The sequence below is a fragment of the Leptospira dzoumogneensis genome (assembly GCF_004770895.1).
GTDB lineage: Bacteria > Spirochaetota > Leptospiria > Leptospirales > Leptospiraceae > Leptospira_B > Leptospira_B dzoumogneensis.
Genome location: NZ_RQHS01000005.1, coordinates 187,405 through 203,163 on the forward strand (window position 1 = coordinate 187,405; position 15,759 = coordinate 203,163).

Genomic DNA, 15,759 nt, shown 5'->3' on the forward strand with positions numbered 1-15,759 from the left:
CGAATACTTGTTTCGGGAAATTAGAATTGTGTGCGGAATTCTAATTCCGCTGCAAAATTTGACTTTAAACGGAAACTTTAGAGATCCCGATGCCTAGTTTTCCTCTTACATTATCTAAGATTTGAGAAGAAGCCTCTCTTGCTTTGTCGGATCCTTTTTTCATGACGGATCTTACATACGCAGGATCTGCTGCAATCTTCTCTCTTTCTTTTCTGTAAGGTCCGAAATAATCTAAGACAGTCTCTAATAATGCTTTTTTAAGATCTCCGTAGCCTGTTCCCGGATTTGTAAATCTGGATTGTAGATCTTTTTTGGCGGATCCATCTAAGAAAAGAGAATGGATCGCATATATTATACTTTTCTCATAATCTTTCGCCTCGTCCACTCCTGCAGAGTCGGTCACGATCCCCATTACTGATTTTTTTAACTTCTTCTCATCATCGAAAAAGTTGATCGTATTTCCGTAAGACTTGGACATTTTAGCGCCGTCCACTCCCGGCACGATCGCGGTCTCTTCGTCTATTTCAGGTTCGGGAAGTTTGAAAGTTTCTCCGTATTGGGAGTTAAACTTCTCCGCTATATCTCTTGCGTATTCCAAATGTTGTTTTTGGTCTTTTCCCACAGGCACCTTATCGCTGTTAAATGCGAGAATGTCTGCTGCCATTAATACCGGATAAAAGAAAAGTCCCCCGCTTGGAACGATCCCCTTAGCGACCTTGTCCTTATATGAATGAGCCAATTCCAATTTAGGAACTGTGATGGACATGCTCAAATACCAGGTAAGTTCGGTGACTTCCGGAACTTCTGATTGGATCCAGAATGCACATTTGTCCGGATCGATCCCTAATGCTAAAAAATCGCAAACAGCATCATAAGTATTTTCTGTTTGGTTTTTCGCGGAACTGAAGGTGGTTAGTGCGTGCAAATCAGCTACAAAACAAAATAGATCGGACTTGTTTTGGTAATCGACTAACTTGCGTATAACGGAGAAGTAATTTCCTAAATGTAATTTACCAGAAGGTTGTACCCCGGTCAATATCCTCATTGTTCCTCCGAGGAAGCGAATCGGTTTTGCGGATCGTCGAAAGTTTTTCCGGAAAGACGTTCATACTCTGCTTTTAAGGCGCTGAGTTCTGCATCCAACTTTCTGTGAGCGGTCAGTTTGTTTACGGTAAACTTGTCTTTATAGATGACCGCATAGTTAAATAATAACTGGGCCATATCCACAAAAACATATTCCAAAGTTTTACTATTCAAACGGTTTCCGGAAACCATCGTAGAATCATAATACGGTATAAATCGGTGAAGTACTTTCACTTCTTCCAATACTTTTTCTTTGGAAGCAAGGACTCTTTCGTTCAATTGTCCTTTGGCTTCATAATCTTTTGCTAATAGATGGTTCTCGACCAATACGTTGATCTTTTCGGCGAATTTTCCCATAAATGCGGAAGCTTCCGAAAGTAATCTTAATAAGTTTACCGTGATCTGGTCTTCTACGGATCCGCCGGAAGTGTTTTGGTTAAAATTGGAGAAGGTATACTGAAAGCTAGGATACTTCTTATTGAATGCATCCAATTGTCTGAGAAGATTATTGATCTCTTCTATCTCAGTTTTGAATAAACCAGGTTGGGTAACCAATACGTCCCTATTATGATTTTTGGTCCCAATCTTGACTGTCCCTTCTAAAATAGGAGTGTAACAAGATTGAAAGTCGCGAAGAAGTATATGGATCAGCTTATGAGGCATTCCTTTGTAGGAAGACTTGAACGCGGCCGAGTTCATATTCTCAGGCATATGATGGGCGAAATAATCGTCCACAACCCCGTTTAAGAAATCGAAAGAGATCTTTCCGTTATCATCTATTTTGAAATAACGTTGTCTTAAGCCGTGCAGCTCTTCTTTCTTATTCATTCTTGTCAGAATATCATCCGACAATTTGATCAATGTTGTTTCCACTTCTTTGGTGATATCGGGAGATCCTTGGAATTTGGTCTCGTTAATCGGAGGAACATTCAAAGAATCTAATATTTCTTCCCAGCCGATCACTTTTTTGTTGGAAACAACATAGAATGCTCGGATCGCGTCCGTAAGTTTAGGTCTTCCGTTTTCCAGATTTAATCCGTAATTCAATCCGGAGATGATGGAAGGAAGTTTTACGGATAATTTTTCGTCCTTCTTCACTAATTCAGGAACATGGCCTAGGATAATATCTCTGGCGTCGTTCCTGGAAAGATGGCGCGCGTAATACATCTGCATCTTCAAGGATCTGTTCAAGAAGATCTCCGGTGAAATTTCATCTATAAAAAGAGAGTCCAAAGAGATGAAATTATTAAAGAATTTATTAAAATTCAAGACCACATTATAAACTAAAGGTCTCCAATGTCTCCAGCCTTGGCTTTCCGCAAGTCTGAGAGCCTGTAATGTGGAGATGATCTGATCTTCTTTTAATGCTTTGAATAATCTCTCTACGGAAGGAGCGATCTTTGAATTTCTTCCTAAGAAACCGACTTCGACTGTTCCGGTGTCTTTTGCAAATTTCGTAATATTCGCATTTCCACCGAATAGGTTAGCGAGAAATCCGAGTCCTGCTCCGGCATCCTGTTGTTTTTTTACGGGCCTAGGTGCTGTCTTGGAAGAAGAGGAAGACTGAGATGTTTTAGAAGACTTGTCCTCTTCTTCCGGTCTTTTGCCTGATTCTTCTTTCTTCTTTTGTTCGAACTCTTCGTCGACTTTTTTCATCAAGTCGATTCGTATAAATATATCGTTCGATTTTTGTATGACTTCGTCTATCTTCTGTTGGTGTTCCGGAGAACGTGTCTTTCGATAGAGGTCTGCGAAAACCTTATGGGCGTCTGTGCGAGAAGTAGACAAACTTATTCCCTCTCGTTAAGCGGGTTCTCCACAATTTGCGCGTTTGCAGGTGCTCCGAAATTGAAGAGAGACGCAGGTAAACCTATACCTGTTTGGACTCCGGAAAAACTTACGGAGGTATATTCTCCGGTGGATCTGCTCTTCATTCTGAGAGAACGAGGAGTATTATCCGGACCTAAGGTGACTACGATCTCTTCGTAAGTCCTTGTCGCGGATTTTAGTCGAAGTGAACCTCCCACTGGAGTTACTTCTTCGTATCCGGAGAGTAGGCCGGCCATTCCGCCGGTCATACCTTTTACGTCTTGTTTTCCTACAATTCCTCTGGAAGGGGAATAAAACCAAAGATAACGTCCGTTGGAGGCAATCACCCTCCCATCGGAAAATTTCACATGTATATGATTCGGTTTTTGATAAGAGAGAGTTCCGGTGAGTTCGTTATTGATCGTAATACTCGCCCGAAAACTGGAAATTTCGGCCATCTTTCCGATGACGCCGCTTAACCTTTCCTTGCCAGGATCGGATAAAATAGAAGTGCCGCAGACCAGTAGAACTGCGGCACCCAAAAAGGATAATATACCCTTGGATGAAGCCATAATCGTTCCTACTATGGCTTCATTAGACGAAATTATCCAAGTACTTTTTTAAACTCGTCGGTCAGAGCCGGTACGACTTCAAAAAGGTCTCCTACGACTCCGTAGGTAGCTACTTTAAAGATTGGAGCGTCTCCATCCTTGTTAATAGCCACGATATACTTGGAAGAGCCCATTCCGGCCAAGTGCTGGATCGCTCCGGAAATTCCGCATGCGATATAGCAGTTCGGGGAAACGGTTTTACCAGTTTGACCCACTTGATGGCTATGAGAAATCCAGCCTGCATCGACCGCAGCACGGGAAGCTCCTAAAGCTGCGCCTAAAACGTCCGCCAAACCTTGGAGAACAGGCCAGTTTTCAGGTCCTTTAATTCCGCGTCCGCCGGATACGATGATAGAAGCTTCTGCCAATTGAACCTTGTTCCCGCCGCTTAGATCGGAAGAAACGATTTTAACTTTCGCGTCTCCTGCGGATGGACTTGCAGCTTCAGCAGCTCCTGCCCCGGCTTTTTGTACTACTTCTTGAGAGTTTGGACGAACAGTGAAGATAGCGATCGGGCTGGTAATTTTGAAATTACCGTATGCTTTTCCGGAATAGATCGGCTTCTTAGCCACTACTTTTCCGCCGTCTACTGAAAGACCTACTGCATCCGCTACGATCCCTGCTCCTACTTTTACAGCTACTCTTGGAGAATAATCTTTTCCTTGAGAAGTGTGAGGAACTAAAACTACAGAAGGATTTTTTTCCTTAATAACTCCGGCTACTAAATTCGCCCAAGTTTCTGCGTTGAAGTCTCCTGCATTTACGGTAACTATGCTGTCTGCTCCGACTGCTCCCAGGTCTCCTGCGAATTTTTCAACTCCGGATCCGATGAGAAGAGCGGTAACTTTTCCTCCGAGTGCGTCCGCAATTTTGCGGCCAGCGGAAGTGATTTCTTTGGAGATCTTTTTGAGTTCTCCGTTTTTGAGTTCGCCTACGATTAAAACGTTGCTCACGGGTGTTCTCCTTAGATAACCTTAGCTTCTTCGCGAAGAGCTTTAACAAGTTGCTCTGCGAAACCTTTTGCGTCAGCTGCTTCCAGCTTACGACCAGGAATACGAGGTGGAGGCGGCTCCAATCCTACTACTTCAATCTTGCTTGCAGGATTTCCTAAATCTGCAGGCGTTTTGGTTTCGATAGGCTTCTTCTTAGCTGCCATCAAACCTTTCAAGTTAGGATAACGAGGTTCGTTTAATCCTTTTTGAGCAGTGATTGCTACTGGTAGGCTGGTTTCCACAACTTGGGTTCCACCTTCTACCTCTTTAGTAGCTTTTACGGAAGTTCCGCTGATCTCTAAACTAACTGCGAAAGAAATATGAGCGATTCCTAATCCTTCTGCAACTTGGATCACTACTTGGGAACTATCGCTATCGATAGATTGGCGTCCGCCGATGATAATATCTGCATTTTCAGCTTTCGCGAAATTTGCGATCAATTCTGCGGTTAAAACGGTGTCGAAAGGAACGTAATTGTCCACTTTGATCTGAACGGCACGGTCCGCTCCCATTGCGTATGCTTGGCGTAAAGACTCTTGAACGCGATCTGGTCCTAGAGAGACTGCAATAACCTCTCCACCATTTTTTTCACGTAATCTAAGTCCTTCTTCAATTGCGAATTCGTCGTACGGAGAGATAATCCATTTAATTCCGGCTTCATTGATGGACTTGTCCCCGACTTTGATATTCGTTTCGGTGTCAGGCACCTGTTTCACTAAAACGATGATCTTCATGAACTTTCGTTCTCCAAATAAATAGGGCTATAAACACGAAATTTCTGAAAAGCTTGAATGCAAACTACTTTTTTGCACGTATTCGGGAAATCTAGCCTATCGAAACAGAATGAGTGTTCTGCTCCAAAAATAGATCCAAAATAATCCTAAAATGATAACCAACACATTCGCATCCGATTGAAGGAAGAAGGTTAGGCCCCAGAAAAACGGTAAAAGGAAAAAGCTGATCAGAAATAAGAACCAGATCCAAGACTTTCCGCTAAAAGGGGTAGCGAATGAGGCCTCGATCTCCGAGCGGATCTCTTCTAAACTTTTGGGAAATTTTCCTAGATTGCGGATCGCTAGAACCAAGGCGAGAAGGCAAATCAAAGTTAATACGACAGAATACAGCATGTTGATCCTCGTTCAGGGAATTCTAGATAATTGCAGGGACTTTAAAACAACTTGTCTGTCCTTTTTGGTATGGAATCTGATCTGTACATCGTCTGTTTCCGGATTTTCCACCGAGAATTCGATCCTCATCTTCTTGGAATCTCCGATTCCCGGAGATTCAGGAAAGATCATAGAAGTAGATTGATTAGCAGTTACACTGAAGGTTGCTTGGTCTAGGATTTCTCCTTCGAATTCAGCCCGAAACCTTCCCTTAGGATCTTTTGGAATATAATGATCGTAAGCTTTCAATTCTTCGTAAATAGTCGGTTGGTTCTTACGTTCCGATTTTACCGTCTTTAACTTATACGTAAATTGAGAAGAGTCTATAAAGATCGATTTCTTATCCTGGGCCGATGTGGAACTTGCTCCTAGTTTATAAACCTGTAAGAATATTCCTCTATATATAAGTGTATCCGGATAACGATTTACGGTATCTATAGGATAATTTCCTTCCAAGCTGATCTTATCTACTTTTTCTAAAGTAACAGGCCCGTCTTCCAAATTGAAGTCTTCATCGATCAGGTATATATTCCAGCCGGATTCGATGAGTTTATTCGCTTTTTCTAAAAAAGGACGGGTCTTGCGGATGAGATATGTTTCCTTTCCGCTTAAATAGTGAAGAGGGCTGGCAAGGTCCTGTTTTTTAGTAAAATAAATCGCCTTTTCACTTGGAAGAGAGGTCGATAGTCTTTCGAATTCTTCCGAGTAGCCGGATAACATTCTTTCAAAGAATATTAATCTGTCTCTGTTATATAGATGATATATATAACCTGCAATAATTACGACGATTAGCGCCGATCTAATTGTTTGTTTTTTGATCGGTAACGAATATAGACCGACGACTCCCATGATACATGCGAATGGAATAGGAAATAATACCCAACGCCTAGATGCCCAGAAATGATCTGGGTAAATACTCGGATCGTAAAAGTAAACGAAGGATAGAAGGGTCCCTAATAATAGAAACACCAAAGAACCGGAAAACTGTTTTCGAAATACTAGTAGATCGTATCCTCTAATTCCGAATAATACCAGGATCAAAGGAACATACAATAAAAAGAATAGGAATCCGTTCTTTCTAAAATATGCAAAATCGCTGATTGTATCCGTATTGCTAATTACGGGTTGGATAGAATGCCCAAATGCAATTAACGTAAAGAAGAAGCAGAAAGAAATAATTCTCAGCAGAGTTTTATTCTTCAGGATCGCATTCTTAAACAATTCGATCGATTGTTTTCCAGTCTTTAAATTGGAAAAGAATAATAAAGCGGATAACAAGATAGAAGAAAAAATACAGAATAATGTTAGTTTTAATAACTGATTACTTTTCCATAGATCGATTATGTAAGGTTTGGAATTGATATAGCCGTAGAGAACTCCCAAAATTGAAATGGCAGAATATCCCAAGAGAAAGTTTAAACCTTTTTGAAGAGATCTCTTTCTTAAAAATAATAAATAACCTACGAAGATCACAATCGCAGGAAAATAAATTAAACTATCTATCCTGTTGAAGCTGCTTAGCCCTAATATACCGCCTGCAAAAACCATCCATCCTTTGTGTTTATGGAAAAAATAAAGAGCTAAATACGAAGAGAATAAGATCAATAATTGACCTAATGGTTCTGATAAAGTTGTTCTTACGTTCCAGAGTTGGGCCGGATTGAATGCGCAGAAAAAGACTGCGACCAATGCTCCCCAAGGCCCAATCCATTTTTTCACGATCAAAAATATAAATACTAAGGATAATACTCCAAATATCGAATTCACTCGGAACATCGCATCTAACCCGAATAAATCGACGGATAAGGCTAAATAAGTAGGGAAGAGAGGATAGAAGCGTGGAGAAAGAGAGCCGATTGGGACCAATGGAGAATGATCGGATTCGATTGCAGGATACCCTTGGATGATATTATTCCCTAAAATTTGGGTCAGCTCCTGGTAACGGAAATTGTTAAAATTTAGACCTCCCGTTTTCTGGATCTGACTTCCAAAAACTATATAAACTCCATGGTCTCTATCTCCCTTAATATACTCGATAGGAAAAAGAGAATACATCGCTCCGGCGCTTAGGAGCAGCAATACAAGAATGATATTAGTAAATAAATTTCCTGATTTGTCCCAGCCGGAGATAGGGTTTAATAGAAGATCGATCTTGTGAAAGAATATATATCCGATGAACGATCCGGAAGCTAAAAGTTGGATCAATGTCACAGAAAGGATTTTGTAAGACTCGAATGAAACTAAAAGAAGGGAAATGGATCCTGCGATTAAAATGGAGAGGGTGAGGGAGACTAAGTTTCTGGATAAGGGTTGTGGGAGTCCTTTTTTATGAAGAATGACCGATATAAAATAAGTATTTAGGATGATGCCTAAAAAAAATAAGAAATTTACCAAGGAAATCACTGCCTAATACGAAATAATATCTTATACTCGATTTGTAAAGCTTGTATTTGCTGATCAAGATTTTGGACTTCTTTAATGTAGTTAAGTTCAGTAACTCGTTGCAATTTACAGTGGGTCTCAAATACTTAAGTTGAAACTGAATAGGGAATTAGAATGAAGGGAATCCAAGAAAAAAAAATAGATCTATATAATCCAACCGATGATCATCTTTCTTTGAGAGAAAATGTAAGCGCTTTCGCGAAAGAAAATTTGGATCTACAAGCAAAGGACCATGACGACGATGAATCCTTTAATAAGGATCTGTTTCGCAGATTAGGGGCCGAATTAGGGATCTTCGGTGTCACTGTTCCTCAGGAAGACGGAGGGATGGGATTAGACCCTGTGGCAAGTGTGATCATACATGAGGAATTTTCCGCCTATGATCCTGGATTTACTCTATCATATTTAGCTCATGAAGTACTTTTCGTAAACAATTTCTATCATAGCGGCAATCCTTCCCAAAGAGCAAAATATATGCCTAAGGTTCTCTCCGGAGAATGGGTCGGTGGAATGGGAATGACGGAGCCTGGAGCAGGGACGGACGTTCTGGGAATGACGACTGTTGCGACTCGTAAAGGCGACAAATTCGTGTTAAATGGCAGAAAGCAGTTTATCACGAACGGTATCGTAGGTCAGGTATTCTTAGTATATGCAAAAACCAGTAAAGACTCTCGCAGGACCACTTCCTTTATAGTAGAAAGCTCTTTTCCAGGATTCGGTTTCGGCAAAAAAGAAGAGAAGATGGGAATGAGGTCTTCTCCTACCACCCAATTGATTTTCGAAAACTTAGAAGTGCCTGCAGAAAATCTGATCGGTGCCGAAGACGGTGCCTTAACTCATATGATGAGAAACTTGGAGATTGAAAGAGTAACTCTCGCCGCTCAGTCTTTAGGGATTGCAAAACGTTGTATTGATGTGATGTGCGAATATTCTATTCTTCATAGAGAAGCCTTCGATAAAAAACTGATAGAGTTCGGACAGATCCAAAGATTGCTCGCAGAGTCTTATGCGGATTACCAAGCCGCAAGAGCATTGGTTTATGATGTTGCCTCTAAGATCCATCCTGAAAACCGCAACTCATTAGGAGCTGCTTCTGCAAAATTAGTATCTACCCAAATGGCGGAAAGAGTTTCTAGGAACGCAATCCAGGTCCTAGGCGGTTACGGTTATTGTAGAGAATACCCTGTAGAAAGATTACATAGAGATGCGATCCTGCTTTCTATCGGAGGCGGAACAAACGAAGCAATGCAAAAGAATATAGCTGCTGATCTGAAGAAGTTATATGCAAGCTCCGGAATGTAATCGAAAATTTTCAGAGTCTTCGGGTCGTTCTTTTAGAAAGACGGCCCGGCTTTAAATCCTCGCTTCGTAAAGTTCTTCCCGTATAAGAGCCGTTTAATAAGTTCTGTCTGCAAGGGCATTAGCGCCCAGGGGATGCAGAAATTTCATGAGAAAAAAAGGACCTAAGACGGTCGTTTTAAACAAAAATAAAAGAAATCTATTCTTAACGGTTTTATTCGTTTGTTCGGTCTTCTATCTTATAGATTGTTCTGCCGGCCAAGGCCAGGGAGATCATTCGGTATTCGGAAGAAAGGCTTCATTAACTAGAGAAGGCCTGCAACTTGCTGCAATCGACACTCCTCCGGCAGATCGTCATCTTCATGCGGAACATTATCCTTCTTCCAATGAAAGAAGATTGGACCTGTTTAAATCCAGAGTAGTGGGTTTAGGCGGCGGTTATATGGGAGTCGGGACGGATCAGAATCTAACTTTGATCGCCTGGGCAAGAAGTGAATTCGCTTATCTTTTCGATTTTGATCCTGTAACAGTTTCTATTAATCGACTTCATCTTCATTTTATAGAAATTTCCCCTACTTATCCCGAGTATGAAAAACTTTGGGATCCTAAAAATAAGAATGATGTCCTTCCCATTATAGAAAAAAGATTTTCGAATGATCCGGAATATCAAGTAATTCTAAAGTCTTATCAAATCGCTCTTAGGAAGGGAGCTGTTCCTCAACGTTTAGGAGATTTACATAAGATCTCTAAAGTATATCCTGAATTTACTTCATTCCATAATGATACAAAGGATTATGACTACTTAAGAAATCTGATCTTAGAAGGAAAAATAATCGCGATCGACGGGAATTTATTGGGAGATAAGACCATAAATTCTATTTCCGAAAAGGCAAAAGAATTAGAGATCCCGATCCGCATTTTATATACTTCTAATGCGGAAGAATATTTCAGATATCCGGAAGGAATGAGAAAGAACTTTCTGAATTTGTATGGAGATTCCAGAACTATAGTGATCCGCACTGTAACTAAAGGCGCTAAGGTGTATGGATTTCCGGATGGGGAGATGTTTCCTGCAGCGTTCCCTTTTCATTATAATATCCAATCTCTGGATAATCTGAAGACTTGGTTAACCAAAGAGAATGTTTTATATACGACTATACTTCTTCGGAACCGCAAACCTATCGTAAAAGGATTTTCCTTGATAGAAGCATTGCCTCCGGAACCTAAAAAATGATCCGAAGCTGTATCTTTTGTTTGGGGCTTACATTTTTTGTAGTCCCTTGTTCTTCTCAGAATGTTAAGACCGGTTCTTCAACTGACTCTGTCAGAGTTGTTGCGGTGGGAGACATCATGTCTCACCAAACTCAGATAGATACAGCTTACGATAAAGAATGTGACTGCTGGAAATTCGACGAAGTATTCCAAGAGGTATCTTCCATGATCTCGGAAGCGGACCTTGCAGTCGGAAATCTAGAGACCACTCTTCCGGGAGATCCAAAACAATATACGGGTTATCCTCAATTCGGAGCTCCGGATTCTCTTGCGAAAGCGATCAAGGATATAGGCTTCGATGTACTTTCTACCGCGAACAATCACTCTTGCGATAAGGGAAGATTGGGGGTCGTAAGAACTCTTTCCGTTTTGGATCAATTGGGTCTGAAACATTTAGGGACTTATAAGGACAAAGAAGAATATGAAAAAAATAGAATATTATTTGTCCCTGTAGGAAATCTGAATCTTGCATTTTTAGATTATACATACGGAACCAACGGCTTGGAAATCCCTGCAGGTACTGTGGTCAATCTGATAGATAAGGACCAGATAGCTTCCGATATTGCTCTGGCAAAAAAATCCAAACCGGATGCAATTATCGTAATGTATCATTACGGAACGGAATATCTGCACCAGCCTGACCCTTTCCAAGTAGAGATGGTAGACCATGCATTTTCTTCCGGAGCGGATATAGTCTTGGGAGGGCATCCTCACACTCTCCAAAAATTCGGTAAAAAAACGATTAAGGATAAATTCGGGATCTCAAAAGAAAGATTTTATATTTATTCTTTAGGTAATTTTATCTCCGGACAGGACAGACGTTATGTGGACGGGGGACTTATCCTAAAGTTCTCCCTATCTAAAGAGAATGATAAATTAAATATTTTTGATATAGCTTACGAGCCTGTTTGGGTTTATATAGACAGGACCGGAGCGAGAACCCAGTTCAGATTATTGCCTGTTAAAAAATATTTAAATAATGATCAGGAAAGAAAACTTCCTGAAACTTCTTACCAAAGAATGAAACAATTCTACAAAGATACCGTAGATCTACTCGGTCCTTAATTACAGTTGCGAGCCGCCGATTGAACCTGGGTCGGCGGGAAATCTCGGACCTTCTTCTTATCTTTTCCTATCACTTTATATAAAAAAGGTTCACTCATAAAGTATTTTCCCGTCTAAGATCCGAGGAAAGAAATGAACCTATTATTTACCGAATATACATTAGGAAAGAATAAGCTAAAAAACAGAGTCGTTATGGCTCCTATGACCCGATCCAGAGCGATCGGAAATATTCCGAACGATTTGATGGCGGAATATTATTCCCAAAGAGCAGGCGCTGGCCTATTGATTACGGAAGGTGTTTCTCCTTCTCCCAACGGTTTAGGATATGCAAGGATCCCTGGAATTTTTTCGGAAGAACAAGTCCAGGGTTGGAAGAAGGTAACTGATGCGGTGCATACAAACCAAGGTAGAATATTCGTGCAGCTAATGCATTCGGGAAGAGTGGGAAATCGTCTCAACTTGCCTAAAGGTGCGGAATTAGTAGGACCTTCCGCAATCGGATTGAAAGGGACGACTTGGACTGACGCAGAAGGGAACCAATCTTATTCTTCTCCTAGAGAAATGACCTCTAAAGATATACAAGCTGCCATCCAAGAATATGTAATAGCTTCGGAGAATGCGGTCAAAGCAGGATTCGATGGAGTGGAACTTCATGGTGCTAACGGATATTTGATAGAACAATTTTTACATCCAAGTGCAAATCATAGAACCGATGAATACGGCGGAAATTGGAAGAATAGGAACAAATTCGCTGTAGACGTTGCCACTGCAGTTGTAAAGGCGATCGGAGCGGATAAAGTAGCGATCAGACTTTCTCCTTACGGAGTTTTCAACGATTTAGAAATTCATAATGAAATAGAAGAACAATACAAAGATCTGGCTGCTTCTCTCGGAAAATTGGGACTGGTCTATATTCATATTGTGGATCATTCTTCCATGGGAGCTGTTAAACCGACTGATTCTGTGGTTACTTCGATCAGAGAATCTTATAAATCCGAAAATCCGAACGGGACTTATATTCTTTCAGGCGGATATGATCCTGAACGTGCGAATTCCGATCTGGAGCAAAAGAACGCGGATCTGATCGCATTCGGTCGTAACTTTATTTCGAATCCGGATCTAGTGGAAAGATTGGAGAAGGGGATCCCTCTTGCAGAGCCGGATGCTTCTACCTTTTATACTCCGGGAGAAAAAGGATATACCGATTATCCTGTGGCTTCTCTTTCTAAGGTTTAAGAAAGATCAAAATCCCGCCGTTTGTATCAGCGGCGGGAAAAGAAGAAGGTTAACAGGCGTCCCCGGCACCCCTCAATAAGAACTGCAATGTGCCGTTCTTTAATTCATACAAGGACTTAACGGAAGCGTCGTAACCTATATCAGTAAATAATAATATAGGAACCGGATCTTCTTCCCTATAGATCACTCCTATCAAATGGAAAGAACCTCCGTAAAATCCTAGTTCTTCCGTGAGTTTTTCGGACTTTTCGTAAGAGATCAGAACTTTGTCCGTTCCGAATTTGCGCCCAAGCAGATAGAGATATCTTCTTTCTGCGCCTTTTTTGCGATAGGTGATCCTGCCGGAGAGAAAGGTTTCTTTTTTATTATTTTTGAAAGAATAAACTTCTTCCATTGTAGAATGAAGCCATTCCGTTTCGGGATATCCTCTCGCTTTCCAAGTTGTTTCCGCTAAATTTTTGAAAAGAGTATAATCGGGATCCGTTTTAGCCAGCTCTTGGAGCGGAATAGATTGTAGTTTTAGATCCGGAGAATATACCAACCAATCTTTTTTGGCTTTCACATCTCCTGTAGGTTTTACTTTTAATGCCGGGAGTTCTTGGCATCCATACGTACTAGGGGATGCCGCAGAGAAAGAAGGTCCCTTATCTCCTTCTAATAATGAAAAAGAAGGAAGAGAAGTATTCACACCACTTCTGAATTTATAATCGAATTCATATTCGTCTTTTGCTTCTTGCCAACCTTTTTGGCTGAAGAATGCGAGTGGAACAAAGATCGGAAGATCCTTTGGATCATATCCGGACCAAACGAACCCGATCAATTTATATTCATCTAATGTGTCCGGCGGTGTGAGTCCTAAATACTTTCTGGAAACAAAACCTGTTTTACCGTCTTCTGTTTTGATCTTGCTCCAATCGATCGAGCCTTTTGTTTCATCGGGAAGGATTTTAACCTTGTTTCCCCTGTTTAACGTAAAGATGATCTTTCCGTTTTCAGGAGTTTCCCTAACGTTTAACACGCCTGATGTGATTAGAACATAGTGATATGGATCTGAGGTCTGAGCGACCAAAGAAAGATACAATGGGGGAAGAAGTAATAATAATAAGATCCGGAATTTAAGCGCCATTGCAGCCACAGCATCGTTTTAAGATCCGGGCCCGCAAGAGCTTTTTAATCTTGGATCAGTCTTTCTATCGTTTTCTCGGATAGCTGCTTCATCTGAATATCTTTGCCGGAAAGGTTTTCGATCGATTTCCGGAAATTTTCAGGGTTCTTAAGCATTCCGACGGAGAGCACATTCTCGGATTCAACTTCGTATTTGCGTATAGAATCCATTAGTTGGTCCTTCTTCACTTGGACCTGTTCTCTCAATTGGTTTAGATCCTGATTTGGGTTCTCCACCAATTCTCTGAACAAAGGAGTTTCACCGAAAAGGACATTGATCAGTTCTTCTTTAGGTGTGTTCTTTTCTTCGCTCAATACTCCGAGTTTCATTTGTTCTTTAGAAAGTTGTTCTTGGAGATTCCCCAAGGTTTCTTGAACTTTCAAGTATCTAGAGGTCAGGCTGCTAGAAAACTCGGTTTTGTCGGCTGCGTTTTGGGCTTCCGAGGGCACTCCCGTTCTTCCTGGAACGGAAGATCTCTTGTCGCGGAGAAGTTTCTCTGCTGATGAGACTAGATTCGTAAGTTGAACGTCCATGTTCTTTACCCTCCTTTCGGTGTATCCGGCGAAAACTTTGGAAAATCGGCAGATAAATCCGATTGTTCATTTTCCAAAGAGTTTATGTCGCATCTAAGCGGTTACTCCCTAGGCATATCTGTACTAAGTATCGGACAAACTTTAGAGAACCAATGAATTTTTTTTCGAAATATTCAGTTTTTTCAGAAAAAAATCCGAATAGGTTCTATTGGATTATTTCACTCTTTTTCCGTTCTGTATCTCTTCGGTCGGATATAAGACTACTTCATCTCCTTCTTGAAGACCTTCCGTTAAAAGGGAAAACTTTCCGCTTCTTGCTTCTATCTTCACGTTAGTCTTCTGTGCCTTACCCTTTACCACTTTAAAAACGGCCCAATTCTCTCCTTCTCTGAATAGAGAGGCGGTCGGCAGGATTAACACATTATCTTTGCTGAAGGAAATAATTTTGGCTTGGACGCGGAAAGAATCCCCTAGTCCCTTAGGAGGGGTAATATCTATAATAGTTCTGACCCTTTGTTCTTCTACGCCTAAAGAGGATATTTTAGTGAAGGCAGCCGGTTCCACCAATTTGACTTTTCCTTGGATGGGTTCTCCTCCCCATCCTTCGATCAAAACCGGGTCTCCCGGGTGGATATGTGTGCTGTCTTGAGTAAGCACGTCGCATACGATCTCAAGAGAAGAAGTATTGCCTATGTCTAAAATAGGCGCTCCCATTGCAATAGGACCTTCACTTTCTCTTTGGATGGATAGAATACTTCCTGTGATCGGCGACTTTATTTTTCTATCATAATCCCACCGAACGACTGCAATAGTTTCTCCTTTATCTACTTTTTCTCCCACATGTTTTTCAATTCTTTGGAGTACTCCATTTACCGGGGAGAAGAGAGTGAATTTTTCTTTTACTCTAGTGGTTCCTTCCTCCTCCACGATCTGTTGGTAAGTTCCTTTTATTACTTTTCCAATATCCGCTTGTACAGGTTTCGGGCGGAAGATCCACCAGCCTATCAGGAGTAACAAAACGCCGACTGCCGAGAACCTGGCGATCTTGTTAGAGTATAAGTTTAATAAGATTTCCTTAAGTTGCAT

The 15,759-nt window shown here is 41.1% G+C and carries 14 protein-coding genes; 4 read left to right on the plus strand and 10 right to left on the minus strand.

The window, feature by feature from the left end; genetic code table 11:
- Positions 1–64 precede the first annotated feature (64 nt).
- The 7 genes from trpS to EHR06_RS02215 form a co-directional block, all read right to left on the minus strand.
- A complete protein-coding gene (gene trpS, locus EHR06_RS02185; RefSeq protein WP_135755512.1) occupies positions 65–1,045 on the minus strand; it encodes a tryptophan--tRNA ligase in 981 nt (326 codons plus the stop codon).
- A complete protein-coding gene (locus tag EHR06_RS02190) occupies positions 1,042–2,871 on the minus strand; it encodes a hypothetical protein (protein WP_135755513.1) in 1,830 nt (609 codons plus the stop codon). Before EHR06_RS02190 ends, trpS begins: the two co-directional genes overlap by 4 nt.
- Before the next feature lie 2 nt (positions 2,872–2,873).
- Positions 2,874–3,464 carry a LolA family protein gene (locus EHR06_RS02195; RefSeq protein WP_135755514.1) on the minus strand — a complete coding sequence of 197 codons (591 nt, stop codon included), beginning with the start codon at positions 3,462–3,464 and terminating at the stop codon, positions 2,874–2,876.
- Between the two features lie 32 nt (positions 3,465–3,496).
- Positions 3,497–4,456 (minus strand): electron transfer flavoprotein subunit alpha/FixB family protein, encoded by a 960-nt coding sequence (locus EHR06_RS02200; protein WP_135755515.1) that lies wholly within the window; start codon positions 4,454–4,456, stop codon positions 3,497–3,499.
- A gap of 11 nt (positions 4,457–4,467) precedes the next feature.
- Positions 4,468–5,229 (minus strand): electron transfer flavoprotein subunit beta/FixA family protein, encoded by a 762-nt coding sequence (locus EHR06_RS02205; RefSeq protein WP_100722042.1) that lies wholly within the window; start codon positions 5,227–5,229, stop codon positions 4,468–4,470.
- A gap of 96 nt (positions 5,230–5,325) precedes the next feature.
- A complete protein-coding gene (locus EHR06_RS02210; RefSeq protein ID WP_100708960.1) occupies positions 5,326–5,622 on the minus strand; it encodes an LIC10362 family protein in 297 nt (98 codons plus the stop codon).
- 12 nt (positions 5,623–5,634) lie between these two features.
- A complete protein-coding gene (locus EHR06_RS02215; RefSeq protein WP_135755516.1) occupies positions 5,635–8,064 on the minus strand; it encodes a glycosyltransferase family 39 protein in 2,430 nt (809 codons plus the stop codon).
- A gap of 153 nt (positions 8,065–8,217) precedes the next feature.
- On the opposite strand from EHR06_RS02215, the gene EHR06_RS02220 reads away from it, so the two are divergent.
- The 4 genes from EHR06_RS02220 (at position 8,218) to EHR06_RS02235 (ending at position 12,975) form a co-directional block, all read left to right on the plus strand.
- Positions 8,218–9,405, plus strand: coding sequence for an acyl-CoA dehydrogenase family protein (locus EHR06_RS02220; RefSeq protein ID WP_135755517.1), 1,188 nt, complete (start codon positions 8,218–8,220; stop codon positions 9,403–9,405).
- A gap of 145 nt (positions 9,406–9,550) precedes the next feature.
- A complete protein-coding gene (locus EHR06_RS02225) occupies positions 9,551–10,636 on the plus strand; it encodes an LIC_10091 family lipoprotein (RefSeq protein WP_135755518.1) in 1,086 nt (361 codons plus the stop codon).
- Positions 10,633–11,739, plus strand: coding sequence for a CapA family protein (locus EHR06_RS02230; RefSeq protein ID WP_135755519.1), 1,107 nt, complete (start codon positions 10,633–10,635; stop codon positions 11,737–11,739). Before EHR06_RS02225 ends, EHR06_RS02230 begins: the two co-directional genes overlap by 4 nt.
- A gap of 132 nt (positions 11,740–11,871) precedes the next feature.
- Positions 11,872–12,975 (plus strand): alkene reductase, encoded by a 1,104-nt coding sequence (locus EHR06_RS02235; RefSeq protein WP_135755520.1) that lies wholly within the window; start codon positions 11,872–11,874, stop codon positions 12,973–12,975.
- 49 nt (positions 12,976–13,024) lie between these two features.
- On the opposite strand, the gene EHR06_RS02240 is transcribed toward EHR06_RS02235, so the two are convergent.
- The 3 genes from EHR06_RS02240 to EHR06_RS02250 all read right to left on the minus strand — a co-directional run bounded on the left by EHR06_RS02240 (position 13,025) and on the right by EHR06_RS02250 (position 15,759).
- A complete protein-coding gene (locus EHR06_RS02240; protein ID WP_135755521.1) occupies positions 13,025–14,110 on the minus strand; it encodes an SH3 domain-containing protein in 1,086 nt (361 codons plus the stop codon).
- A gap of 35 nt (positions 14,111–14,145) precedes the next feature.
- Positions 14,146–14,673, minus strand: coding sequence for an LIC10415 family protein (locus EHR06_RS02245; protein ID WP_135755522.1), 528 nt, complete (start codon positions 14,671–14,673; stop codon positions 14,146–14,148).
- A 213-nt stretch (positions 14,674–14,886) separates the two neighbouring features.
- The gene (locus tag EHR06_RS02250; protein WP_135755523.1) at positions 14,887–15,759 is read right to left on the minus strand and encodes an efflux RND transporter periplasmic adaptor subunit; all 873 of its coding nucleotides are present in this window, start codon (positions 15,757–15,759) and stop codon (positions 14,887–14,889) included.